The organism is Streptomyces sp. NPDC046881 (assembly GCF_040645015.1).
Classification (GTDB): Bacteria; Actinomycetota; Actinomycetes; order Streptomycetales; family Streptomycetaceae; genus Streptomyces.
Map to the genome: position 1 here is coordinate 78,950 of NZ_JBEYXJ010000013.1, position 23,824 is coordinate 102,773.

Here is a 23,824-nt window from a genome sequence, read left to right on the forward strand (position 1 = left end):
ACGCCCCGAGACGAGGAAGAACCATGACGTTCACGCACTCTCCCGCCGACCACCCCCAGCTCCAGAGCCACGAAGCCGAAGCCCTGCGCACGGTGGCCGAGTTCGCGCGCGAGGTGGTCGCACCCGGCGCCGCCGAACGGGACGGCATCGAGAAGGGCCAGGTCGACTGGGCGACCGTCCGGGAGGGCCACTCCATCGGGCTGTTGCGGATGGCGCTCCCCCGGGAGATCGGCGGCCTCGGACTGAGCCAGCTCGCGCTGGCCATGGTCCTGGAGGAACTGGCCGCCGCCGACCCCGGCATGGCCCTGATCTTCGGCGCCACGGGACTCTTCCAGACTCCGCTGCTGGTGTGCGGCGACGCCCGGCTGCAGGAGAAGTACCTCTCGCCCTTCCTCGGCGACGAACCGGTGCTCGCCTGCAACGCGGTGGCCGAGGAGCGCAACGGCACCGACCTCGTACTGCCGCAACAGGCCCCCCACGCCCAGGACATGACGCGCGCACGCCGCTCCGGGAACGAGTACCTTCTCAACGGCACCAAGCGCTACATCACCAACGCCCCGGTCGCGACCTACGCCACCGTCATGGCCAACATCGAGGGCGACCCCGGCTCCACCGGCCTGACCTGCTTCGTCACCGAACTGGAGCAGGACGGCGTCCGGCGCGGCGAGATCCACGACAAGGTCGGCTACCGCACCGCCCCCGCCGGCGAGCTGGTCTTCGCCGACGCCCGCGTCCCCGAGGAGAACGTGATCGGCGACGAACGCGGCGGATGGGACCTCAACGTGGCGGTCGGCAACCTGACCCGCGTCAGCTGCGCCGCCGTCGCCACCGGCATCGCGCGGCACGCCCTGGAGCGGGCCGTCGCCTGGTGCCGGGAACGCAGGCAGGGCGGCCGGCTGCTGTACGAGCACCAGATGTCCGCCCGCAAACTCGCCGACATGGCGGCCCGGGTCTCCGCCTCACGGGCGCTCTACCTCGACGCCGCGGCCAAGGCGGACCAGGTGCTGCCGACGCCCGCCTACGAACCGGCGGTCGCCAAGCTGGTCGCCGACCGTGCCGCCATCGACAACGCCGACGCGGCCATGGCGCTGATCGGTGCCCAGGCCTTCCAGCGCGGCGACGGCATGGACCGCGTCCTGCGGGACGCCTACGGCCCCCGGATCTACGAGGGCACCCCCGAGGCACTGGCCCTCGTCATCACCGAGGAGCTGTTCGACGTTCCGGGGGTCCGGTGACTCTCACCTCGGCCCTCTGTGCGGACGACTACAAGGACCTGCTGCTGCGGGAGTACGCCGAACTGCGGCTGCCGGACGTGGAGGCCGCGGTGACCGGCGACCCCGTCTACCGGGCCGTCAGCCCCGAGGGCCTGCTCGTGCTGACCCTCAGGGGCGAGCAACTGCCGGAACGACTGCTGGACCTCGTCTACACCTTCCGCCTCGTGCAGTACCTGCAGCGCGGCTGGGTGGACGCGGCGGCGGTGGCGGCCCGGGAGCTGCGGTACGAGCCCCACGACGAACACGCCCGGCGGGACTTCCACACCCTCGTGCTGGAGCGGGACACCGGTCGCCTCAGGGGCTACGGAACGCTCGCCGTCTCCCGGGACCCCGACGGCACCCGCCTGGACGACCCCGCCCACCGCCCCTTCGTCGTCGAACGGGACTACGGCATCCGCCTGGCCGACCACCTCGCCCCGGGGACCCCCGCGTCCGCGGTCGGTGAGGGCAAGCGCCTGGTCCGCGACTGGGCCATGCCCCGGTCCCCGGCCGCGGCCTCGGTCCCCTGGTGGGTGTACCTGGCCTGGGCGCACGCCTGCCTCGGGGTGCTGGAGCAGCCGGGCGGGGCGATCGTCGGGGACGGCAAGAAGACCGGGGCGATCCACCAGCTCGGACTGCTCGGCTTCCGCACGCGGATCCTGGAGGACACCGTCCCGCTCCCGCCCGACCCGTCGGACCTCTTCGCGCCCCTGTGGGACCAGCGGGAGCGCTCGTACCCGTTCATCCTGACGGACGACGGCAGGCTGCGGCCCACCCTGGACTTCCTGACGTCGGTGCTCACGTCGGGGCGGACCGGATCGGTACGGGCCCGGCTCACCGCGCACCTGGAGGCAGCCGCATGACCACGCCGGACATCGACAGCCCGCAGCAGGCCCGGGAACTGGACGAGGACACGTTCTACGCGTGCCTGACCCAGCGCAACCGCGGGCTGATCCCCGCGGACCTGCAGGCCCGGATCCGCCGCACCCGCCTGCTGGTGGCCGGCTGCGGCTCCATCGGCGGGGCCACCGTCCGGCCCCTCGGGCGCACGGGATACCAGCACTTCGTCCTCGCGGACGTGGGCACGTACGAACTGAACAACCTCAACCGGCAGCACGCCACCGTCGACGACCTGGGCCGCAACAAGGCGGAGGTCGGTGCCCGCGCCCTGCGCGGCATCAACCCGCACGTCGACGTCGAGGTCGTCCCGGACGGTGTCACCCGGGCCAACGCAGAGAAACTGGTCGAGCAGGCCGACGTCATCGTCGACGGCGTGGACGTCACCACGCCGGCCGGACTGGCCGCCAAGGTGCGCCTGCACCAGGAGGCCTGCCGGCAGCGCAAACCGCTGGTGACCGGGTGGGACATGGCAGGCATGCTCGCCGCCCAGGTCTTCGACTACCGGGAGATCCGGCGGATCTTCGACGGAGAGCTGCTGCCGGGCGACGAGGAGCGCCTCGGCACCTGGGAGGTCGTCTTCCGCATCGCCCCGCGCGCACACATCCCGGCGGAGATGTACCGGGAACTGCGGTCCGGGCTGCACAGGCCGGACTACAGCGTGCCGCAACTGGCCGAGGCGGCCACCCAGTTCGGCTCGCTGGCCGTGCACATGGTGAACGTACTGGTGGCCGGGCGGAAGCTGCCCCGCACGGTCGCGGTGGACGTGCACCACATCGCGATGACCCCGGGGCGCCGCCTCGTCGACGACCTGGCCCGCCGGCTGGAACGGGTCCGGTTCCTGACGCGGCTGCCCGCCGAGCAGGCCTTCCACGGCTTCGCTCCCGCGCCGGTCTACCGGGCCGCACGCCGGCTGGCACGGGGAAGCACCAGCACACTCAGGGAGGGAAGAACAGCATGACGGAATTCCGCTACACGGACATACGTGCGGCGGGTATCGCTCTCGACGGTGAGGAGTCCCGGCAGATCGAACGGGAGGCGCTGCGGATCGCCCACGAGTACGCGGACTGCTCGCTGCACGACACGGACCTGCTGCACGCCGTGGAGATCGCGGCGTCGGTCCTGCCCCCGGCGGTCCGCAAGGCCCTGATCGCGTTCCGGGACGAAGGGAACCCCAGCGGATCCCTGCTGCTGTCGGGCCTTCCGGTGGGCACCCTGCCGCCCACCCCGGACGTGGTGGAGAAGGAACCGGCCTGGACCGAGGTGCCGGTGGCCACCCTGAGCCAGCTCATGGTCATGTCGGTGCTGGGACGCTCCTTCTCCTACAGCGACGAGAAGTCCGGGCACCTGGTCCAGGACGTCTGCCCGAAGCGCGGCGCCGAGGAACGCCAGGAGAACAGCGGCTCGGTCCTCCTGGAACTGCACACCGAGGACGGCTTCCACCCGAACCCGCCGCACTTCCTCAGCCTGATCTGCCTGCGCGAGGACCACGACCGGGTGGCGGCCACGGTCACCAGCGGCATCCTGGACATCCTGCCGCACCTGGATCCCGACACCGTGGCGGCACTGCGCCGGCCGGAGTTCCGCACCCGGTTCAGCACCTCCTTCGTACCCGACGAGTCGGTCGAGGTGCTGACCGACCCGATGCCGGTGCTCACCGGCCCCGCCGAGAGCCCCGAGCTGCGGGTCGACTTCCACGGCACGATCGCCCAGACGCCCCGCGCACGAGCCGCACTGGACCAGCTGGAACGCGCCATGCTCGGCACGCTCAAGGGCCTGGTGCTGCGCCCCGGCGACCTGATCGTCGTGGACAACCGGCACGCGGTCCACGGCCGCAGCGGCTTCGCCCCGCGCTACGACGGCGACGACCGGTGGCTGCGCCGGTCCTTCGCCCTCGCCGACCTGCGCCCCGTCAACGACCGGCTCACCGGGGGACGCAGCCACCGGCCGGTGGTCACGGCCGGCGACCCGCGGCTGTCCCCGACGGTCGCCTCCGTCTGAGCACCCGGATGCCGCGCATCCGGCACTCCGCAAGCCCCGCCAGCCCTGCTGGCCGTTTACGAAAGGACCCATCCCGTGAGCGAAGGAATGCAGGCGACCCTCACCCGGATCCTCGTGGAGGACCTGGAGGTCGACGCGGACCAGGCGACCGGCGACGTCACCCTGGCGGAGCTGGACCTGGACTCGCTGGCGATCGCCGAACTCATCGTGCGCATCAAGGAGGAGACCGGAGCCGACCTCGGTGACGAGGAGGCCAGCATGGGCTCCCTGACGGTCTCCGGCCTGGCCGACCTGGTGGTGGCGGCCCAGGGCGCCGAGCGGGCGGCATGAGCGCCTCCGCCGCGATCGTCGTCACCGGCACCGGCATGGTCACCCCGGCCGGTGTCGGCGTCGACGAGACCTGGAAGGCGGTCCGCGACGCCCGGACCCTCACCGGTCCCGCCTCCCGGCCCGCCGACCGCCCCGACCGCCACTGCCTGTCCGTGCCGGCCTTCGGCTCCGACGTCCTGCCCGGCAGGGGAACCGCGCACCTGGACCCGTTCATGCGCTATGCCCTCGTCGCCGTGGACGAGGCGATCGCCGAAGCCGGCCTGGACCCCGCAACCTGGGACGGCCGCCGGGTCGGTGTCGTCGTGGGATGCGGGCTGGGCGGCGTCGGCACCATGACCGCGGCCCAGACCCGGCTGGACGAGCAGGGGGCCGGCACCGTCTCCCCCTACCTGCACCCGCGGTCCCTGATGAACATGGCGGCCGGGACGCTCGCCATCCGCCACCACATCACCGGGCCGAGCCACACCGTGGTCGCGGCCTGCGCGTCCGGGGCGGTCGCCATCGGCGTGGCCCGTGATCTGATCCGCGCCGGGACGTGCGACACCGTCGTCGCCTGCGGGACCGACGCAGGGGTCGTACCGGTCGTCGCCGCCGGGTTCGCCGCGATGGGCGCCCTGGCGGACAGCTCCGCCGCCGACGCCTCACGTCCGTTCGCCGCCGACCGCTCCGGCTTCGTCCTCTCCGAGGGTGCCGCGGCAGTGGTGCTGGAGCGGGAGGACGCGGCGCGCCGCCGAGGGGCAGCCGACCTCGGCAGGATCCTCGGCTACGGCTTCACGACCGACGCCCACCATCCCGTGCAGCCGCATCCCGACGGTGCCGGGGCGGAGGCGGCACTGCGCATGGCGCTGGAGGACGCAGGGCTCGCCCCGGGGGACGTCGACCACGTCAACGCCCACGGCACGTCGACGCCGCACAACGACCGCATGGAGGCCCGGCTCATCACGAGGCTGTTCCCGCACGGCCCGTCCGTCACCGCCAACAAGGGTGTCCTCGGGCATTCCCTGGGCGCGGCCGGAGCCGTCGAAGCCGTGCTCACCCTGCGCACCCTGACCACCGGCGTCGTACCCCCGACCGCACACACTCCGGCGGTGGACCCGGAGCTGGAGGGCCTGGACCTGGTCCTCGGCAGCGAAAAGCACCAGCAGCCCCGGGTCGCCGTCAGCAACTCCCTCGGATTCGGCGGCGTCAACTGCGCCCTGGTGATGGGCGTCTGATCCGCCGCCGTCCCGCCCGGGCGACGAGCGACACGGCTCGGCCGGCCGGTCCCGGCCGGTGCGCCGTCCGGCACCGGCCGGCCGGGCGAACGCCGCTCGACCCCCGCCCGCATCCGCAGGGACGGCCCCGGAGCACCCCCATGAACCGACCCGCCCAGGCGGCCCAGGAGTTCGCCTTCATCACACTGCCCGAAATCATCGGCCTGATCTACGACCACGACCGCAGGCCCACCCCGTCGCCGACCCGTGAGGACATCGATGAGAACCCAGCCCACGAACGATCGCTGCGCCGTCGTCACCGGCCTCGGGACATGCCTGCCGGACCGGATCGTCACCAATGACGACCTCGCCCGGCACCTCGACACCTCCCACGCCTGGATCCACGAACGCACCGGCATCGCCCGCCGCCGCATCGCCGCCCCGGGCACCGCGACGTCCGACCTCGCCGCGGCCGCGGCCCGGGCCGCGCTGACGTCCGCGGAGCGCACCGCCTGCGACCTGGTCGTGGTGGCCACCACCACGCCCGACCAGGCGTGCCCCGCCACGGCGCCCCGCGTCGCCTCCGCCCTGGGGCTGACCGGGGCCGCCGCGTTCGACCTGGCCGCGGTGTGCTCCGGCTTCGTCTACGCGCTGTCCGTCGCCTCGTCCATGATCAGCGCGGGCACCTGCCGGAGCGCCCTGGTGGTCGGAGCGGAGCTCTACTCCACGATCGTCGACCCCGGCGACCGCAGCACGGCCATCATCTTCGGCGACGGCGCGGGCGCCGTGCACCTCGAACAGGGCAGCCGCTCCGATCCGGGGGCCGTACTCGACCACGACCTCGGCAGCGACGGCGACGGCCGGGATCTGATCGCCGTTCCGCGCGGCGAACGGTATCTGCGGATGCGGGGCCGCGAGGTGTACGTACAGGCCGTGCCCGCCATGACCGACTCGGCCCTGCGGGTCGCCAAGTCGGTCGGCTGGCAGGCCGGTGACATCGACGCGTTCGTCGGCCATCAGGCGAACATCCGCATCCTGAGGTCCGTCGCCAAGCGGCTGGGTCTGCCGGAGGACCGGGTGGTCGCCAACATCGAGGACGTGGGCAACACCGCCGCCGCCTCCATTCCGCTGGCCCTGGCCTGGGCGGCGGACCAGCACCGCATCAAGCGCGGCGACCGGCTGGTCCTCACCGCCTTCGGCGGCGGCCTGACCTGGGGCTCCTCCGCCCTCACCTGGTCGGGGACCCGCCCGGTGCACGGCTCGCTGCGGTAGCCGTCAGCCGCGGGCGTCCTCGGCCGCCTGCCACTGCGTCAACAGCACGACGTCCTTCAGGAACCCGCGCACCCCGAGGAACTGCGACAGATGCTCGCGGTGCTCCTCGCAGGCCAGCCACGTCTTGCGCCGCTCCGGCGTGTGGATCTTCGGGTTGTTCCACGCCAGCACCCACACGGCGGCGGCACGGCAGCCCTTGGCGGAGCAGATCGGGGTCTCGTCACTCACGGGTTTGATCTCGGGTTCGTCTCGTGAAGGGGCGTGAACACGGCGACGCCGGGCAGCCACGGGGGGAGCTGCCCGGCGTCGGTCCATCGCTCCGACGGGGGATGCGGAGCGCGTACGCAGTATGTCACGGCTACCCCATCGCCCGGCACTGGAACAGCAGGATTGATCTGAGGTTTTCTTGAGCTTGCCGAAGGGTCGCGTTCCGTTTCCGCCGGGCGCCCACCGTGCTCAGAGCGGGTCGGGGCGCTCACCACGGACTCCGGCCGCGGGGCTCGGCGGCACGTCCTCCGGCGCGGACTGCGGCCCGGGACGCGGTGCGGACTTCCGTTCGGACTCGCGCACGGACTCCCGCGCGGTGTCCCGTTCCTCCTCGGCCCCGGACGGCGCGATCATCGGCCGCATCGGCGTGGTGACGAACGTCGACGGAAGGGACGGCGGCCGCTCGCGGCCCGCGTTGGCGACCACCACGGCGATATAGGGGAGAACCGCACCGAGCACCAGCGCGACGATCGCGACGTACCGCTCGACGTTCCACAGCGACGCCGCGAGGATCACCGACACGGTACGGATCGACATCGAGATCACATACCGCCGCTGCCGGCCCCGGACGTCCTCGGCGAGTCCGGTCCGGGCACCGGTGATCCGGAACACCTGGACGTTCCCACCGTGCTGTTTCCGCATCACATTCCACCATCCGCCCGCATCGGACCCCCCGGCCCGCACCCTCGTCCACGCCCGGCGGGGAACCGGAGCGGGACATCTCCCACCGTACGCCGCGCCCCCGCCGGCCACGAGACCGGGTCACCCCTGCCTGCGACGACGCCCGCGGCCCTGCCGCGTACGGGGCAGTCCGACATGCGCCGTACGGCACGGCCGACCACACTTGCCGTAATGCTCACGTCGAGCCGTACGAGGAGGCAGCCATGGGCTGGTTGTGGGCGATCATCGTGGGATTCGTGCTGGGCCTCATCGCCAAGGCGATCATTCCGGGCAAGCAGCACAGCCCGCTGTGGCTGACCACCATCTGCGGCATGCTGGGCGCCATCGTGGGCAACGCGGTCGCCCGCGCGGTCGGCGTGGAGGCGACCCCCGGCATCGACTGGAGCCGGCACATCTTCCAGCTCGTGGCCGCGATCATCATCGTCGCGGCGGTGGACGCCCTGTACATGGCGACGCTGGGCAAGCGCAAGCAGCAGCGGGCCTGACCCCGCGGAGGCGCGGGACCCCGGCCGGCAGCCGCAACGCGGCCGCCGGCCCGCCCCACGCCCCTACGACGATCAGGCGCCCGTGACCTCCACGGCGGCCAGGTTCTTCTTCCCGCGCCGCAGCACCAGCCACCGCCCGTGAATCAGCTCCCCGGCGGAGGGCACGGCGTCCTCGCCCGCCACCTTCACGTTGTTCACGTACGCCCCGCCCTCCTTCACGGTCCGCCGCGCGGCGGACTTGCTGGCGACGAGCCCGACCTCGGCGAACAGGTCCACCACCGGAGCCAGCTCGGCGACCTGGACGTTCGGCACCTCGGCCAGCGCCGCCGCCAGCGTCCGCTCGTCCAGCTCCGCGAGCTCGCCCTGCCCGAACAGGGCACGGGACGCGGCGATCACGGCGGCCGTCTGGTCGGCGCCGTGCACCAGCGTCGTCAGCTCCTCGGCCAGCGCCCGCTGCGCCGCCCGGGCCTGCGGACGCTCCTGCGTCTGCCGCTCCAGCTCCTCGATCTCCTCACGGGACCGGAAGCTGAAGATGCGCAGGAACTTGGAGACGTCCCGGTCGTCCGCGTTGACCCAGAACTGGTAGAACGCGTACGGCGTGGTCATCTCGGGGTCGAGCCACACCGTGCCGGACTCGGTCTTGCCGAACTTGGTGCCGTCCGCCTTGGTGATCAGCGGGGTGCCCAGCGCGTGCACCACGGCGTCCGGCTCGACCCGGTGGATCAGGTCCGTGCCCGAGGTGAGGTTGCCCCACTGGTCGCTGCCGCCGGTCTGCAGCGTGCAGCCGTGCCGCCGGTACAGCTCCAGGAAGTCCATGCCCTGCAGGATCTGGTAGCTGAACTCGGTGTAGCTGATGCCCGCGTCGGAGTTGAGCCGCCGGGAGACGGCCTCCTTGGCGATCATCTTGTTGACCCGGAAGTGCTTGCCGATGTCCCGCAGGAACTCGATGGCCGACAGACCCTGGGTCCAGTCCAGGTTGTTGACCATCACCGCGGCGTTCGGCCCGTCGAAGTGGAGCAACGGCTCGATCTGGGCGCGCAGCCGCTCCACCCAGCCGGCGACGACCTCCGGCGCGTTCAGCGTGCGCTCGGCCGTGGGCTTCGGGTCGCCGATGAGGCCCGTGGCACCGCCGACCAGCGCCAGCGGACGGTTGCCCGCCTCCTGGATGCGGCGCATCGTGAGGATCTGCACCAGGTTGCCCAGGTGCAGGCTGGGCGCGGTCGGGTCGAAGCCGCAATAGAACGTGACGGGACCGTCCGCGAACGCCTTGCGCAGTGCGTCCTCGTCCGTGGAGAGGGCGATGAGCCCCCGCCACTTCAGCTCGTCGACGATGTCCGTCACGGTTCTCGTGTCTCCTTGGTGATCTTCGGGCAGCCGGGTGACACCCGACCACGAACGCCTACGAGGTTATACGCCCTGGCTGACAGAGCTCATGTTGAAATCGGGGATGCGCAGCGCGGGCATCGCGGCCCGGGTGAACCAGTCGCTCCACTCGCGCGGCAGCGTCTTCTCGGTCCGCCCGGCCTCGGTGGCCCGGCCCAGCAGGTTCACCGGCGACTCGTTGAACCGGAAGTTGTTCACCTGCCCGGTCACCTCGCCGTTCTCCACGAGATAGACGCCGTCCCGGGTCAGGCCCGTCAGCAGCAGCGTCGCCGGGTCCACCTCGCGGATGTACCACAGGCAGGTCAGCAGCAGTCCGCGCTCGGTGCCCGCGACCATCTCCGCCAGGGACCGGTCGTCCCCGCCGTCCAGGATCAGGTTGCCGAGGACCGGGGCGACCGGCAGCCCGGTCAGGCCCGCGCTGTGCCGGGTGGTGGTCAGGTGCTTGAGCACGCCCTGGTCGATCCACTCGGTGGCCTGGGTCGGCAGCCCGTTGTCGAACACCGACTGGTCGCCGCCGGAGGAGTGGGCGACGACGAAGGGCGGGCACTCCAGGCCCGGCTCGTTCGGGTCGCTGCGCAGGGTCAGCGGCAGCTCGCTCAGCCGCTCGCCGACCCGGGTGCCGCCGCCCGGCTTGGAGAACACCGTCCGCCCCTCGGCCGCGTCCCGGCCCGACGCCGACCACAGCTGGTAGATCAGCAGGTCCGCCACGGCGGTGGGCGGCAGCAGCGTCTCGTAGCGGCCCGCGGGCAGCTCCACGCGCCGCTCCGCCCAGCCGAGCCGTACGGCCAGCTCGGCGTCGAGCGCGCCCGGGTCGACGTCCTTGAAGTCCCGGGTGGAGCGGCCGGCCCACGCCGAGCGGGCGCGGTCCGGCGACTTGGCGTTCAGCTCCAGCGTGCCGGTGGGCTGGTCGTGCCGGAGGCGCAGCCCGGTGGACGTCCCCAGGTACGTCGACACCAGCTCGTGGTTGGCGAAGCCGTACAGCTCCCGGCCGCCCGCACGCGCGCGTGCGAACGCCTCGCCGAGGGCCGGGGCGAAGTCGGCGAACACGGCGGAGGACGTCTCGGCGGGCGCGTCGGTGAAGTCGGGGGACTCCGGCACCCCGCCGACCAGCGGCTGCGCGTCCTCGGCGGGCCCGGCGCCGCGCGCGGCGGCCTCGGCGGCCCGCACCAGCGGCTCCAGCTCGTCCGCGGTGACCGCGGACCGGGACACCACACCGGAGGCGGTGCCCTCCCGGCCGTCCACGGTCGCGATCACCGTGAGCGTACGGCCCCGGGTCACGCCGTTGGTGGTGAGCGCGTTGCCCGCCCAGCGCAGGTTGGCGGTGGAGTGCTCGTCGGCGATGACGACGCAGCCGTCGGCGCGGGACAGCGCGAGCGCCTGCTCGACGATCTCGTGCGGCTTCGTGGTGCGGGCGCTCATCGGCCGGCCTCCTGGGTGGTGTTGAGGATGTTGACGCCCTTGAAGAGGGCGGACGGGCACCCGTGCGACACGGCGGCCACCTGGCCCGGCTGGGCCTTGCCGCAGTTGAAGGCACCGCCGAGGACGTACGTCTGCGGTCCGCCCACGGCGGCCATGGAGCCCCAGAAGTCCGTGGTCGTGGCCTGGTAGGCGACGTCCTTCAGCTGCCCGGTGATCCGCCCGTTCTCGATCCTGAAGAAGCGCTGGCCGGTGAACTGGAAGTTGTACCGCTGCATGTCGATCGACCAGGACCGGTCGCCGACGACGTAGATGCCCCGGTCGACGCCCCCGATCAGGTCCTCGGTGGACAGCCCGGCCGGGTCCGGTCGCAGGGACACGTTGGCCATGCGCTGCACCGGCACGTGCGCCGGCGAGTCGGCGTACGCGCACCCGTTGGACCGCTCGAACCCGGTCAGCCGGGCGATCCGCCGGTCCAGCTGGTAGCCGACCAGCGTGCCGTCCTTCACCAGGTCCCAGGACTGCCCCTCGACGCCCTCGTCGTCGTACCCGATGGTGGCGAGGCCGTGCTCGGCGGTGCGGTCGCCGGTGACGTTCATCAGCTCGGAGCCGTACCGCAGCTTGCCCAGCTGGTCGAAGGTGGCGAAGGAGGTGCCGGCGTAGGCCGCCTCGTAGCCGAGGGCGCGGTCCAGCTCGGTGGCGTGGCCGATGGACTCGTGGATGGTCAGCCACAGGTTGGACGGGTCGATCACCAGGTCGTACAGGCCCGGCTCCACGCTCGGCGCCCGCATCTTCTCGGCGAGCAGCTCCGGGATCCGCTCCAGCTCGCCGTCCCAGTCCCAGCCCGTCCCGGTCAGGTACTCCCAGCCGCGGCCCACCGGCGGGGCGAGGGTGCGCATCGAGTCGAACTCACCGCTGGACTCGTCGACCGACACCGCCGTCAGCTGCGGATGCAGCCGCACCCGCTGCTGGGTCGTCACGGTCCCGGCCGTATCGGCGTAGAACTTGTTCTCGTGGACGGTGAGCAGCGAGGCGTCCACGTGGTCGACGCCGTTCGCGGCCAGCAGCCGGTTGCTCCACTCCGCGAGCAGCGCGGACTTCTCCTCGTCCGGCACCGAGAACGGGTCGGTCTCGTACGACGACACCCACGTCCGGTCGGCGTGCACCGGCTCGTCGGCCAGCTCCACCCTCTCGTCGGACCCCGCGGCCCTGATCACCTGCGCGGACAGCTTGGCCATCGCCACCGCCTGCGAGGCGACCCGGGCGGCGGCGTCCATGGTCAGATCCACCCCGGAGGCGAAGCCCCACGTACCGCCGTGCACGACCCGGACCGCGTACCCGAGGTCGGTGGTGTCCGACGATCCGGCGGGCTTGGCGTCCCGCAGCCGCCAGGAAGCGCTGCGCACCCGCTCGAACCGGAAGTCCGCGTGCTCGGCGCCCAGCGCACGCGCGCGTGCGAGCGCGGCGTCGGCGAGGGCGCGCAGAGGTAGTGCCAGGAACGACTGATCGATGTCATGGGGCACGGGTGGGCATCCCTTCGGCTGTCGCCTGCGAAGAACTTCCCAGGCAGTGAATCATGTCCCCACCGCGGCGAGTCCCGGGCGAATCCCGCACGGCAGACACGTTGTTCGCGGAGTTTTCCGGTATCGCGGTCTCGTTGTCAGTGGCAGGTGTCAGTATCTCCCCATGCAAGGTTGGGGGCGGGAGTTCCGTTCGTGGCTGCTGTCGCTCGACGAGCGCGGCATGCGGGGGTTGTTGACACACCATCAGTGCTTGCGGCGCAGGCAGTGCGTGCACCTGCGGCGCGTCAAGGAGGGCGGCAAGGACGCCCAGGCGGCCTCGCGGCGAGAGGCCCAGTCCGTGCGCGTGTGGCTGACCACGGCGAGCGAGCCGATGCTGCACGGGGTCGCGGCCTGCGGTGTCGCGTGGGCCTCTCGCGCGCTCGTCGGCACCTACGGCTTCGCGCGGGAGGTTGTGGCGCACCCCTCCGCGTCGGACCTGGTCACCATGCTCGAGGTGCTGGAGCCGGGACCGGCCCGCTGCGCGCTGTACGGGCTGCTGGCCCCGGAAGCCCTGGGCCGCCTGCCCGCGGCGGAGGTGGCCGCGGCCCACCTGGCCCGCTGCGTGGCCGCGGCCGATCGCGAACCTCCGCCGGACGCCCGGCGGATCGGCCCGGCGCTGACGCGGGAGGCCGGGACGACGGACCGGCGGGCGGTGCGGGAGGAGCGGGGGACACGGGTGGGGTACGACGGTGCGGAGGTGGCGGCGGTGGGCGGTGGCCGGAAGGACGAGGGCCCTGAGGGGGAGTCGGCCGGCGTGTCCCCGGACGGCCTCTCCGCGGAGCCCGGGACCGACGCCGTCCGCCGGGCCGTGGCCGGTCTGCGCTCGGCCGGCGCGGCACTGGCGGGCGCCCTCGGCGAGGCCGCGGCCGCGGTGCGGGACGGCAGGACGCCCGCGGCGCCGGAGCGGACGGAAGCCCTCCTCGCCGACTGGCTCCGTGAACGCGCGCGGGTGGCGGGGACGCTGTCCGCACAGGAGGGGCACTGGCCCTCCGAGGCCGGGTACGCCGACCTGGAGACGGAACTCGACCGGCTCGACCGGCTCCGGCAGGAACGGGCGGAGGCACGGGCCCAGCTCCAGAAACTGCGCCGGCGCGCCGACCAGTACGAGCGGCTGATCGCCGACGCGGACGAGGAGGCGGAGGCGGAGGGCCTGCGGATGGCCCTCGACGGCATCCGCGACCGGATGACGGCGCTGGCGTCCGTCCTGGGCGGCGACGACCTGCCGACCGCCGCCGGATCGGCTTCCGCCGGCGGCACGGCTTCGGCCAGCGGCACGGCTTCCGACGGACCGGCCTCCACTGACGGCGCGGCTTCCGCCGGCGGCGCAGCTTCCGCCGGCCCGGGCTCGGCCGACGGACTGGTTTCCGCCGACGGCACGGCTTCCGCCGGACCGGCTTCCACTGACGGATCGGCGTGCGCCGGCGGCCCGGCTTTCGCCGGTCCAGCCTCGACCGACGGACGGGCTTCCGCCGACGGATCGGCGTCCGCCGACGGCACGGTCTCCGTCGTCGGTCCGGCCTCCGCTGACGGCAGGGCCTTCACCGGCAGCGCGGCTTCCGACGGCCCGGCTTCCGCCGGTGGTTCGGTCTCCGTCGTCGGCCCCGCCTCGGCTGACGGCAGGGCCTCCACCGGCAGCGCGGCTTCCGACGGATCGGCCTCGGCCGACGGCACGGTGCCCACCGTCGGCCCGGCCTCCGCCGACGAACCGGCCTCCGCCGACGGCTTCGCTGTCGACAGCACCGTGTCCGACAGGGCCTCCGCCGACGGCACGGCCTCCACCGGCAGCACGGCTTCCGACGGGGCCGCCGCCGCGGAGCGGGGCCCGGCGGAGCCGGCGGCGCGGCAGGTGGCGGAACCGCAGAGGGCGCCGGCGACCGCCGTGCCGCCGACCCCCGCCCAGCCGGTGCCCGAGGCCGCCTCGCAGCACCAGGACCTCGCGGAGGCCCTCCAGCCGGAGCCGGGGCCGGAGCCCTCGGAGCCGGTGGCGGCGACGGGACCGGAGCGGGAGCCGGTGCCCCAGCCGGAACCACCGCGCGCACCACAGCCGCAGCCGGAACCGGTGCCCCAGCCCGAACCGGTGCAGCAGCCCCAGCCGCTGCCCGAACCGGTGCCGCAACCGCAGCCGGCGGCCAAGCCGGCCCCCGTGGCTCACCCCGCGCCGGAGCCTGCCGCAGCCGTCGCGCGCACTTCCCCGTCCACGTCAGGGCAGCCCGGCACCGCACCCACGTCCGCCGTCGCGCGCACCTCCCCGTCCGCGTCCGGGCAGCCCGGCACCGCACCCACGCCCGCCGCCGCCCACGGCGGTCCGGCCCCGGATCCGGCCGCCGACACCACCTCACCCTGGACGGACCTGGACGAGCCGTCCCCCGTGGCCCGGCTGGTCACCCGGGGAGACCTGCCGCAGGCCTACTGGATGACGGCGGTGTCGGACGACGAGCCGCACCGCGCCAAGGCGCTCTCCTTCCTCGCGTCCGCCTTCGCCTGCACCGACGTGGACGGGGCCACCCAGGTGCAGATGGCGCACGACATCACCGCCCTGCACCTGGTGGAGGACCGGGACGCGCACCTCGTGGCGCTGGCCGCCGCGATCCGCTCCGGCCTCACGGCCGGCTGGCCGCACGCCGTCGTGAGCGACTTCATCATGCCCTCGGGCCTTTCCCAGCCGTGGCAGCACCTGCTGATGGCACTGAAGGAGGCGGTACGGGAGTGCCATGTCTTCGTGCCGGGAGCGGACGAGGAACCGGCCGAGCCGGAACACCACCTCACCGTCGACGACCTGGAGGAATCGGCGCGCGTCCTGCTGGAGGACCTCCCGCGCCGGAAGATCAAGTACCAGCGTGCGTCCCGTGTCCTGCAGTACCTGACCGGTCCCTCGGGACAACTGCACCAGGCACTGCGCGCGGTACTGGACTGGATCTCCGGCTCCGGCGACGCCGCCACGCTCAGGACGTTCAGCGAGAACCTCGGGCGCGGTGAGTACGTCGACCGGCTCATCGAGGACGCCGACAGCCGCTTCCGCACCCCGAAGCAGGCCCGGGAACCCATCCACTCCGGCGCGCTGCGCCAACTGCACGCCACGATCCGGTCGGTGGGGGAGCTGTCGGCGAAGGCCGCCGCGATGGCCGCCGCCGCGCAGGCCAGGGAGGCCGCCTCGGGCTCCAAGGCACCCCAGTGGGAGACCGCCCTGGCGGACCTGACGGCCTACGAGGAGCCGCCGGGCGTCGGTGGCGCCGCGCTCGGCCTGCTGCGCAGGTGGCTGTCCGCCGAGCCCGTCGGCCACTCGGCGACGACGGTCGACGCGGACGGCGCGATCGTCCCCTCGGACGACTGCCTGCTGTTCCTGCCGGAGCTGCCCCGGGACGCCGACGGCCGCCCCGACCTCGACGACCCCCGCACGGCTGCCGTCCTGGCCGGCCTGCTGTCCCCGGCGTCCGCCGAGTCGGCGCTGGAGCAGTACGTGGCCCGCGGCGACCTGCACCTGGCCCGCGCCCTGGTGCGCGTGGTCGGCGACGCCCCCGCCGCGGACGCCGCGGCGCAGGCCGAGTGGCTGGAGGACGCGGTACGGCGGTGCCGCGAGGCGGAGAAGGACTGGCGGCGCCGGATCGCCGAGCACCACCGCCTGGCCGCCTCGCACCTGGCCCAGATCAGGACGCTCAACCTGATGCCCTCCGACACGGAGCGCGAGTTCACCGGCCGCCTGCAGGAGTTCGCGGACGGTGACGAGGCCGGCCGCTACCGGTACGCGCTGGAGGCGTTGCGGAACCTGGTCGCCGAGCTGACGGACAAGGTCGCGGAGTCGACCGAGCGGCTGCGGCAGCGGCTCGACTCCCTCAGGCTCGACCCGGAGCGCCCGCTCTCCGAGTCCGACCACGACCGCATCCTGCGCCTGATCGACGAGGGCGACACGGTCACCGCGCAGGAGTTCCTCGCACTCGTGGAGAGCGGCGCGCGCCTGCCGGACCGCCCGGACGACGAGGGGGCCGAGCTCCGCGAGTTCCTGGCCGGCCTGACCGGTCCCGGAGCCCCCTCGCCCGGCGGGGACGGCATCCCCGCCGGATGGTGGGTCGACCGCTACGGCTCCGGGGCGAAGGTCACAGCCAACGCCGAGCAGGGCATCGCGTCCTGGAAGGCGCTGTGCACCAAGAGGGGCCGCAACAGCGACTGGAGCCAGCACGTGCCGCGCGTGCTGCGGCTGCTCGGTCTGAAGCAGCTGGGGCACTTCCAGGCCGAGCCGATCGGGCAGGGGATGCGCCGCTTCAAGGGGCGCGCGAGCGTCATCGAGGCGCCGGGGTACGTGGCCGCGCTGGGATCGCGCGCCACCTCGTACACCGTGCTGCTCATCTGGGAGGAACAGCGCGCCGACGGCCCCCTCGCCCACCTCGAGGACTCCGACGTCGACGCCAACATCGTCCTCTACCTGCACCCGCTCGGCCTGGAGGGCCGGCGGTCCCTCGCCGAGGCCGCGCGCCGCAAGGCCCAGCAGGCGCTCGTCGTCGACCCGGCCGTGGCCGGCTGGATGGCCGCCCGGGCGCCCGGCGCCTTCCGCGCGCTGCAACGCGTGACGCTGCCCTGGACGTCGTACGACCCCTACACCCCGTTCGTCGCCGGGGCCGTGCCTCCGGAGGTCTTCTACGGCCGTGACCAGGAACTCCGGGAGGTGATGAACCCCGACGGCGGCCTCTTCCTCTACGGCGGCCGGCAGCTGGGCAAGTCCGCGCTGCTGCGCAGGGTGGCGGAACTGTTCCCGCGCCGCTCCGACGCCAACGTCGCCGTCTACCTGGACCTCGTCAAGGCCGAGATCGGTCAGGCGGAGTCCCCTGAGCGCATCTGGAAACTGCTCGCCGACGACCTGAAGCGGCAGCGGGTCATCGACTCCAAGAAGGTGTCCGACCAGGCACAGCCCGAACACGTGGCCAACGCCATACGCGGCTGGCTGGACGCCGACGACTCCCGCCGGATGCTGATCCTCGCCGACGAGGCGGACGCGTTCCTCACCGCCGACTCGCGCCGGCTGTTCCGGTCCGGGGGCGAGTCCACCTTCCAGAACGTCAAGCGGTTCCAGCAGCTCATGGAGCAGACGGACCGGCGGCTCAAGGTGGTGTTCGCCGGCCTGCACCAGGTGCAGCGCTTCGGTGAGCTGTCCAACGTCTCCACCGCGCACGGCGGTCCCGACGTGCTGGTGGGGCCGCTGAACCCGACCGCCGCCGTACGGCTGGTCACCGAACCCATGGCGGCCCTGGGCTTCGTCTTCGAGCGGCCGGAACTCGTCTGGCGGATCCTCGCCATCACCAACTACCAGGCGAACCTGGTGCAGATCTTCTGCAGCGAGCTCGTCCGCACCCTCCAGGGCCGTTCCCAGCGCGGGCAGGTCCGGCCGACGCCGATCACCGAGGCGGACGTCCAGGAGGTCGCGGCCTCGGAGACCGTGCGGACGCGGCTGGCCGAGCGGCTGCGCTTCACCATCAACCTGGAGGACCGCTACCGCGTCCTGACCCTCGTCATAGCCCTGCGCAGCCTCGAGGACGGCTACCGCGGCGACTACTCCGCCGAACAGCTGTTGCAGTGGGCGCGCGAGGCCTGGGAGGTGGGGTTCCAGGAACTCGGCGTCAAGCAGGTGCAGATCTACCTCAGGGAGATGGTCGGCCTGGGCCTGCTGGTGCAGCTCGGCGACCGGTCCCGGTTCGCCGTCCGCAGCCCCAACGTCGTCAACATGCTGGGCACGCGCGACGAGCTCCTCCTGGAGCTGCGGGAGACCGAGTTCAGCCAGCCCTACGAGTACGACCCGCGCGCGGCGCGCCGTCTCCTCGGCCGCTACATGGGCAGCGATCCGCACCGCTACGTGACCCGGTACAGCCCCCTCACCGAGGGCCAGCTGCACGAGGCGGCACAGCCGGGCGTCACCGTGATCGGCACGACCAGGCTGCACCGCCCGGAGCTGATGATCACGGCCACCGAGCGCTTCGCCGAGGCGCGGGGTGTGGAGGTGCGCAGGGTGGGCGCCCAGGACGACCTGCGCGCCCACCTCACCGACGCCTCCAGGCTGCGCAGGAACTACGTCCTCGCGCTCGATCTGCGCGGCATCGACGCGGACGCGCTGCTGGCCGCCGTACGCCTGTGCGTGGAGCACGCGGGGCCGGCCGCGGACGCCCTCGTGCAGCAGGCCGAGGGCCGCAAGCGGTCCAACCACCGCTCGGTGTTCGTCGTGGCCGACGCGCTGACCGTCGGGGCGGTGCAGGAACCCCAGGGGGCGGAGCCGCTGCCCGTCCGGTTCCTGCGGCCGGAGCGCTGGTCGGTGGAGAGCCTGCGGGCCTGGCCCGAGTGCCCCTTCGTGTCCAAGGCCGACCGCACCCGGCTGATCCGGACCACGGGCGGCTGGGCCACCTGGGTCGAGCCCGCCATCGCCGAGGTCACCGTCAACGGCGCGACGCTCGACAGCGCGCTGGAGAAGATCGGGCGGGCCATCCGGCGGCCGGACAACCTCGACCGGCACTGCGAGGCCGCCGGTCTGGACATGCGCGACCTGCACCTGCTGGGCCTGTGGAACGGCTACGTCAGCGAGGGCCAGGGCGTCCCCATCGACCAGGTCGCCCTGGCCGTGGAGCTGCCCGAGCCGGAGACCGAGACCTGGCTCGCCCGGCTGGACCGGCTCGGCCTCATCGACGCCGTACCGGACGGCATCGCGGTCGACCCGGTGACGTTCCGCGCGGTACGCGCGCGTACGGGGGAGTGAGGGCGGTGGATCTCACGGGGGACGAACTGGCCGCGCTCCCCGGGGTACGCGGTCAGATCGAGCGCATCACCGAGGATCTGGCCGCCGGCCGCAACTGCGTGTGGCTGCTGCCGGACCACCTGGTCGTGGCCGGGTACGCCGAAGAACTGCACCGCGCGGTGCTGGCTCGCTCGCCCGAACACGTCCAGGTGCCCGAGCCCGGTACCGTGCGGGCCGAGCCGGTGCCCGCGGAACCCCTTCCGCACCCGCTCGTCACCGCGGACGTCCCGCTGCTCGACGGGTTCGACGACGGCTTCGACATCGGCTGGGACCTGCCGGGGCCCCGCCGGGAACCGCTGCCCGCCCCCACCGGCGGCGGACCGTCGGAGCTGATGACCCGGCTCGCCAAGGGGCTCTCCGTCGCCCCGGAGCGCGCGGTCGACGAGCTGACCGCCCCCGGCGCGCACTGGCGGCCCGTCATCGGCATACGGGCGTGGCTGGAGCCCGACGTCCGGCAGGGGGCCGCGGGCGAGCGCGGGCACGACGTCGCCCGCCTGGTGCGCGCCCTGGACGCCGCCGTCAAGGACGTCGGGCTGCTTCCGCAGCAGCGTCCCCGGGTGATGGTCACCGGCCGGCTGCGGGACCTGCCGCCGCAGCTGCCCGACGAGCTGGAGCTGGAACTGGCCACGACCTCGGTGCACTGGTGGTGGGGCACCGTGGGCCGGCTGGACAGCGCCACGCTCCTGGACGGACTGCGCGGCACCGACCGCCACCGGACCGCCACCGGCGGCACCCTCCTGCGGACCCGCGTCCTGCGGGCGCTGCGCGCCGAGGTGGTCGGTGAGCTGTGCGGGGCGGACCTGGCCCTCGCGGCGGAGCTGTTCGACTGCTGGGACGGCAGCGACCGTTCCCTCGACGAGTGCCTGCGCGCGTGCCTGGCGGCCCGGGCCCCCGAGCGGGGCGCCGACTGCCCGCCGGTGCGCAGCGGGGCGGCCCTGCAGCACAAGCCGCCGTCGGCACTGCGCGAGGCCTGGGCGCGCGGAGTCGTGCAGGCCTGGGAGGGCAGAACCCGGCTGCACCCCGCCCTCTGGCACGCCGACGGTGGCGAGGGACGCCCGGACCAGCTCAGCGTCCTGGTCGGCCAGGCGCAGGCCCGGGTCCTCATGCCGTGGCTGGAGGAGGCGCGCCGGCGGCTCGCGGAGCTGGCGCTGTCGTACGCGAACCGGCCGGTCCGGGAGCTGGTGGAGCTCTACGTGCGCAATCGGCTCATGGACCACACCACCCGCCCGGAGCGCACCTTCCTGTCCGCGGAGGCGTCCGAACTGGAGCGGGCCTGTCTGCGGGGGCACGTCTCGCTGCCGATGGACGAGCGGCTCCTGCTGGCGGCCGTGGTCAGGGCGCGCAACACGCTCTCCCACCGCAAGGTGCTGGAGGACGACCACCTCGACGACCTGTGTGCGAAGCTGACCGCCGCCGATCTCCGCTGGGGACGCGACACCTAGCCGGCGGGTGGCGAGAACGCGCCGGCGAGGGGCCGGACTGTAGGAATCCCACAGGGTCTCCCGTGAGCCACTGTCGGTGCCCGCTTGTCCCCGCGCATGGTGGTACCGATAGGTTTTCGATGAAGCCGCCTGTCATCCAGGAGTTCGGGCGGGATGTGTAGGACGCTATCGAAAGGGTGATCCGTTGAGCCGCTCGGTTCTCGTCACCGGAGGCAACCGGGGCATCGGCCTCGCCATCGCCCGCGCATTCGCCGACGCCGGCGACCAGGTCGCGATCACGTACCGCTCGGGTGAGCCGCCGGCCGCCCTGACGGAACTGGGCTGCCTGGCCGTCAAGTGCGACATCACCGACCCGGAGCAGGTGGAGCAGGCCTACAAGGAGATCGAGGACCAGCACGGTCCGGTCGAGGTCCTGGTCGCCAACGCGGGCGTCACCAAGGACCAGCTCCTGATGCGCATGTCCGAGGAGGACTTCACCTCGGTCATCGACACCAACCTCACCGGCACCTTCCGGGTCGTCAAGCGTGCCAACCGCGGCATGCTGCGCGCCAAGAAGGGCCGGGTCGTCCTGATCTCGTCCGTGGTCGGGCTGCTCGGCTCGGCGGGGCAGGCGAACTACGCCGCCTCCAAGGCGGCCCTGGTCGGCTTCGCGCGGTCCCTCGCCCGGGAGCTGGGCTCGCGCAACATCACCTTCAACGTCGTCGCGCCCGGCTTCGTCGACACCGACATGACGAAGGTGCTGAGCGACGAACAGCGCCAGAACATCGTCTCGCAGGTGCCGCTCGGCCGTTACGCGCAGCCCGAGGAGATCGCCGCGACGGTGCGGTTCCTCGCCTCGGACGACGCCTCGTACATCACTGGAGCCGTCATCCCGGTTGACGGCGGACTGGGAATGGGTCACTGATCACCATGAGCGGAATCCTCGAGGGCAAGCGCATCCTCGTCACCGGTGTGCTGATGGAGTCCTCCATCGCCTTCCACGTCGCCAAGCTCGCCCAGGAGCAGGGCGCCGAGATCATCCTGACCGCGTTCCCGCGGCCCACGCTGACCGAGCGCATCGCCAAGAAGCTGCCGAAGCCGACCAAGGTCATCGAGCTGGACGTGACGAACGAGGAGCACCTCGCGCGCCTGGCCGACGTCGTCGGCGAGGAGCTGGGCGGCCTGGACGGCATCGTCCACTCCATCGGTTTCGCCCCGCAGGACGCCCTCGGCGGCAACTTCCTGAACACGCCGTTCGAGTCGGTGGCCACCGCCATGCACGTCTCGGCGTTCTCCCTGAAGTCGCTGACCATGGCGTGCCTGCCGCTGATGCAGAACGGCGGCTCGGTCGTCGGCCTCACCTTCGACGCCCAGTACGCCTGGCCGCAGTACGACTGGATGGGCCCGGCCAAGGCCGCCCTGGAGGCGACCAACCGCTACATGGCGCGCGACCTGGGCAAGCAGAACATCCGCTGCAACCTCATCTCGGCGGGCCCGATCGGCTCCATGGCCGCCAAGTCCATCCCGGGCTTCGGCGAGCTGGCCTCCGTCTGGGACAGCCGTTCCCCGCTGGAGTGGGACCTGAAGGACCCGGAGCCGGCCGGCCGCGGTGTCGTCGCCCTGCTGAGCGACTGGTTCCCGAAGACCACGGGCGAGATCATCCACGTCGACGGCGGCCTGCACGCCATCGGCGCCTGACCTCCGGACCGTACCGACGCCCCGTTTCCCGCCCGCGCGGGGAGCGGGGCGTCACCCGTTCGGCTCACCGGCCGGGCCGCCGCCGCACCGACGGCGCACCCTGGATTACGCCGTCCCCCGCACGTCCCTCCGCAGCCCGGCCGAGGAGGTCCCCTTGTGCGCCTGTCCCGCAGCCTGGCCCCGGTGACCGTGGCCCTCGCCGTCGTCCTCTCGCTGCCGTACGACGCGCTGTCCCACGCGCGCGTGAGTGACGGCAAGCCGCCCGCGCCGAGCCGGTTCGGCGCCTCCTGCCGTACCACCGTGCGGGGCTCCCGCGTGGTGGTCTACTGCCACAACCCCTATGTCGACACCGACCGGGTGCGGCTGCACATCGAGTGCGACCGCTGGTGGGACATCGACACGGACAGCGCCCCGGTGGACGCCGGGCCCGCCATGACCGTACGGCTGACCGGCCGGTGCTGGAAGGAGGTCCGCTCGGTCTGGATCAGCCACCAGAAGGCGCGGTGAACCGGCTCGGATCGCACAGGAACGGATAGCTCGCGGCCTCCACCGCCGCCGCCTGCGTGTCGCCCGCGCGGATCGCGTCGACCAGGCGGGTGTGGTCCATGTGGGTCTCGGGCGTCAGCTCCGCCCCGACGTCCGCGCGCAGCCAGTCCCGCAGCACCTCGCCGAGGTCGGCGTACATCGCGGTCATCACGTCGTTGTGGGAGGCGGCGACCACGGCCAGATGGAAGGTGGCGTCGGCCGTCACGAAGGCCTCCGCGTCGCCGGTCTCCCAGGCCTCCTCGCGCCGCGCCAGCAGCGTGTCCAGCTGCCTGAGGTCCTTCTCGGTGCGCCGTTCCGCGGCGAGCTTCGCCGCGGCCGACTCCAGCGTGGACCGCAGCTCCGCGATGTGCCGCGGGTCGGCGCCGGCGAAGCGCCGGTGCATCACGCCGGCCAGCTCGCTGGTGGCCACGACGTACGTGCCCGAGCCCTGGCGGATGTCCAGCAGGCCGTTGTGCGCGAGTGCGCGGACGGCCTCGCGGACGGTGTTGCGCGCGACCCCGAGCTGCTCGACCAGCTCCGGCTCGGTCGGGATGCGCGAGCCGACGGGCCACTCGCCCGAGGTGATCTGGGTACGCAGTGCGGCGATGACCTGTTCGGACAGCGCCGACCGGCGCGGGTGGCTCAAGGGCATGGCACACCTTCGCACGACA

The 23,824-nt window shown here is 73.0% G+C and carries 19 protein-coding genes; 13 read left to right on the forward strand and 6 right to left on the reverse strand.

Annotated elements, in window-relative coordinates:
* Positions 1 to 23: 23 nt before the first annotated feature.
* From ABZ923_RS09585 to ABZ923_RS09615, 7 genes are all read left to right on the forward strand, one after another.
* Positions 24 to 1,235, forward strand: coding sequence for an acyl-CoA dehydrogenase family protein (locus ABZ923_RS09585; protein WP_361468977.1), 1,212 nt, complete (start codon positions 24 to 26; stop codon positions 1,233 to 1,235).
* Positions 1,232 to 2,116 (forward strand): hypothetical protein, encoded by an 885-nt coding sequence (locus ABZ923_RS09590; RefSeq protein ID WP_361468979.1) that lies wholly within the window; start codon positions 1,232 to 1,234, stop codon positions 2,114 to 2,116. The genes ABZ923_RS09585 and ABZ923_RS09590 overlap by 4 nt, the downstream gene beginning before the upstream one ends.
* Entirely contained in the window at positions 2,113 to 3,111 is a 999-nt protein-coding gene (locus ABZ923_RS09595) for a ThiF family adenylyltransferase (protein ID WP_361468982.1), read from the forward strand. The genes ABZ923_RS09590 and ABZ923_RS09595 overlap by 4 nt, the downstream gene beginning before the upstream one ends.
* Positions 3,108 to 4,151 (forward strand): TauD/TfdA family dioxygenase, encoded by a 1,044-nt coding sequence (locus ABZ923_RS09600; protein ID WP_361468984.1) that lies wholly within the window; start codon positions 3,108 to 3,110, stop codon positions 4,149 to 4,151. The genes ABZ923_RS09595 and ABZ923_RS09600 overlap by 4 nt, the downstream gene beginning before the upstream one ends.
* A 75-nt stretch (positions 4,152 to 4,226) precedes the next feature.
* Positions 4,227 to 4,481, forward strand: a complete 255-nt coding sequence (locus ABZ923_RS09605) for a phosphopantetheine-binding protein (RefSeq protein WP_361468986.1) — start codon at positions 4,227 to 4,229, stop codon at positions 4,479 to 4,481.
* The gene (locus ABZ923_RS09610) at positions 4,478 to 5,695 is read left to right on the forward strand and encodes a beta-ketoacyl-[acyl-carrier-protein] synthase family protein (RefSeq protein WP_361468989.1); all 1,218 of its coding nucleotides are present in this window, start codon (positions 4,478 to 4,480) and stop codon (positions 5,693 to 5,695) included. The genes ABZ923_RS09605 and ABZ923_RS09610 overlap by 4 nt, the downstream gene beginning before the upstream one ends.
* A 258-nt stretch (positions 5,696 to 5,953) precedes the next feature.
* Positions 5,954 to 6,946, forward strand: coding sequence for a beta-ketoacyl-ACP synthase III (locus ABZ923_RS09615; RefSeq protein WP_361468991.1), 993 nt, complete (start codon positions 5,954 to 5,956; stop codon positions 6,944 to 6,946).
* Between the two features lie 3 nt (positions 6,947 to 6,949).
* On the opposite strand, the gene ABZ923_RS09620 is transcribed toward ABZ923_RS09615, so the two are convergent.
* Together ABZ923_RS09620 and ABZ923_RS09625 are read right to left on the reverse strand one after the other, a co-directional pair.
* Positions 6,950 to 7,174 carry a hypothetical protein gene (locus tag ABZ923_RS09620; protein WP_361468993.1) on the reverse strand — a complete coding sequence of 75 codons (225 nt, stop codon included), beginning with the start codon at positions 7,172 to 7,174 and terminating at the stop codon, positions 6,950 to 6,952.
* A 228-nt stretch (positions 7,175 to 7,402) separates the two neighbouring features.
* A complete protein-coding gene (locus ABZ923_RS09625; RefSeq protein WP_361468996.1) occupies positions 7,403 to 7,855 on the reverse strand; it encodes a DUF3099 domain-containing protein in 453 nt (150 codons plus the stop codon).
* 242 nt (positions 7,856 to 8,097) lie between these two features.
* On the opposite strand from ABZ923_RS09625, the gene ABZ923_RS09630 reads away from it, so the two are divergent.
* Complete coding sequence (locus ABZ923_RS09630) at positions 8,098 to 8,379, forward strand: GlsB/YeaQ/YmgE family stress response membrane protein (RefSeq protein WP_014671878.1); 282 nt, start codon at positions 8,098 to 8,100, stop codon at positions 8,377 to 8,379.
* 72 nt (positions 8,380 to 8,451) lie between these two features.
* On the opposite strand, the gene tyrS is transcribed toward ABZ923_RS09630, so the two are convergent.
* The 3 genes from tyrS to ABZ923_RS09645 all read right to left on the reverse strand — a co-directional run bounded on the left by tyrS (position 8,452) and on the right by ABZ923_RS09645 (position 12,701).
* On the reverse strand, positions 8,452 to 9,720 hold the full coding sequence (gene tyrS, locus ABZ923_RS09635) for a tyrosine--tRNA ligase (RefSeq protein WP_361468999.1): 1,269 nt from the start codon (positions 9,718 to 9,720) through the stop codon (positions 8,452 to 8,454).
* 66 nt (positions 9,721 to 9,786) lie between these two features.
* Positions 9,787 to 11,181, reverse strand: a complete 1,395-nt coding sequence (locus ABZ923_RS09640; protein WP_361469001.1) for a TldD/PmbA family protein — start codon at positions 11,179 to 11,181, stop codon at positions 9,787 to 9,789.
* Entirely contained in the window at positions 11,178 to 12,701 is a 1,524-nt protein-coding gene (locus ABZ923_RS09645) for a TldD/PmbA family protein (RefSeq protein WP_361469002.1), read from the reverse strand. Before ABZ923_RS09645 ends, ABZ923_RS09640 begins: the two co-directional genes overlap by 4 nt.
* Before the next feature lie 250 nt (positions 12,702 to 12,951).
* On the opposite strand from ABZ923_RS09645, the gene ABZ923_RS09650 reads away from it, so the two are divergent.
* The 5 genes from ABZ923_RS09650 (at position 12,952) to ABZ923_RS09670 (ending at position 23,135) form a co-directional block, all read left to right on the forward strand.
* Positions 12,952 to 19,470 carry a hypothetical protein gene (locus tag ABZ923_RS09650; protein WP_361469005.1) on the forward strand — a complete coding sequence of 2,173 codons (6,519 nt, stop codon included), beginning with the start codon at positions 12,952 to 12,954 and terminating at the stop codon, positions 19,468 to 19,470.
* 5 nt (positions 19,471 to 19,475) lie between these two features.
* A complete protein-coding gene (locus tag ABZ923_RS09655) occupies positions 19,476 to 20,951 on the forward strand; it encodes a hypothetical protein (RefSeq protein ID WP_361469008.1) in 1,476 nt (491 codons plus the stop codon).
* Positions 20,952 to 21,135: 184 nt separating this feature from the next.
* A complete protein-coding gene (gene fabG, locus ABZ923_RS09660; protein WP_361469011.1) occupies positions 21,136 to 21,855 on the forward strand; it encodes a 3-oxoacyl-[acyl-carrier-protein] reductase in 720 nt (239 codons plus the stop codon).
* 5 nt (positions 21,856 to 21,860) lie between these two features.
* The gene (fabI, locus tag ABZ923_RS09665; protein ID WP_361469014.1) at positions 21,861 to 22,628 is read left to right on the forward strand and encodes an enoyl-ACP reductase FabI; all 768 of its coding nucleotides are present in this window, start codon (positions 21,861 to 21,863) and stop codon (positions 22,626 to 22,628) included.
* 156 nt (positions 22,629 to 22,784) lie between these two features.
* Positions 22,785 to 23,135 carry a hypothetical protein gene (locus ABZ923_RS09670; RefSeq protein ID WP_361469017.1) on the forward strand — a complete coding sequence of 117 codons (351 nt, stop codon included), beginning with the start codon at positions 22,785 to 22,787 and terminating at the stop codon, positions 23,133 to 23,135.
* On the opposite strand, the gene ABZ923_RS09675 is transcribed toward ABZ923_RS09670, so the two are convergent.
* Positions 23,113 to 23,805: a FadR/GntR family transcriptional regulator gene (locus ABZ923_RS09675; RefSeq protein WP_361469019.1), complete on the reverse strand. Its 693-nt coding sequence runs from the start codon at positions 23,803 to 23,805 to the stop codon at positions 23,113 to 23,115. The two genes, ABZ923_RS09670 and ABZ923_RS09675, sit on opposite strands and share 23 nt — an antisense overlap.
* Positions 23,806 to 23,824: the final 19 nt, after the last annotated feature.

Excerpts from the sequence above, each read along its gene's own strand:
- ABZ923_RS09585 (WP_361468977.1), top strand. The coding sequence starts at position 24 with ATGACGTTCACGCACTCTCCCGCCGACCACCCCCAGCTCCAGAGCCAC.
- ABZ923_RS09595 (WP_361468982.1), top strand. The coding sequence starts at position 2,113 with ATGACCACGCCGGACATCGACAGCCCGCAGCAGGCCCGGGAACTGGAC.
- ABZ923_RS09600 (WP_361468984.1), top strand. The coding sequence starts at position 3,108 with ATGACGGAATTCCGCTACACGGACATACGTGCGGCGGGTATCGCTCTC.
- ABZ923_RS09610 (WP_361468989.1), top strand. The coding sequence starts at position 4,478 with ATGAGCGCCTCCGCCGCGATCGTCGTCACCGGCACCGGCATGGTCACC.
- ABZ923_RS09615 (WP_361468991.1), top strand. The coding sequence starts at position 5,954 with ATGAGAACCCAGCCCACGAACGATCGCTGCGCCGTCGTCACCGGCCTC.
- ABZ923_RS09625 (WP_361468996.1), bottom strand. The coding sequence starts at position 7,855 with ATGCGGAAACAGCACGGTGGGAACGTCCAGGTGTTCCGGATCACCGGT.
- ABZ923_RS09630 (WP_014671878.1), top strand. The coding sequence starts at position 8,098 with ATGGGCTGGTTGTGGGCGATCATCGTGGGATTCGTGCTGGGCCTCATC.
- ABZ923_RS09640 (WP_361469001.1), bottom strand. The coding sequence starts at position 11,181 with ATGAGCGCCCGCACCACGAAGCCGCACGAGATCGTCGAGCAGGCGCTC.
- fabI (WP_361469014.1), top strand. The coding sequence starts at position 21,861 with ATGAGCGGAATCCTCGAGGGCAAGCGCATCCTCGTCACCGGTGTGCTG.
- ABZ923_RS09675 (WP_361469019.1), bottom strand. The coding sequence starts at position 23,805 with ATGCCCTTGAGCCACCCGCGCCGGTCGGCGCTGTCCGAACAGGTCATC.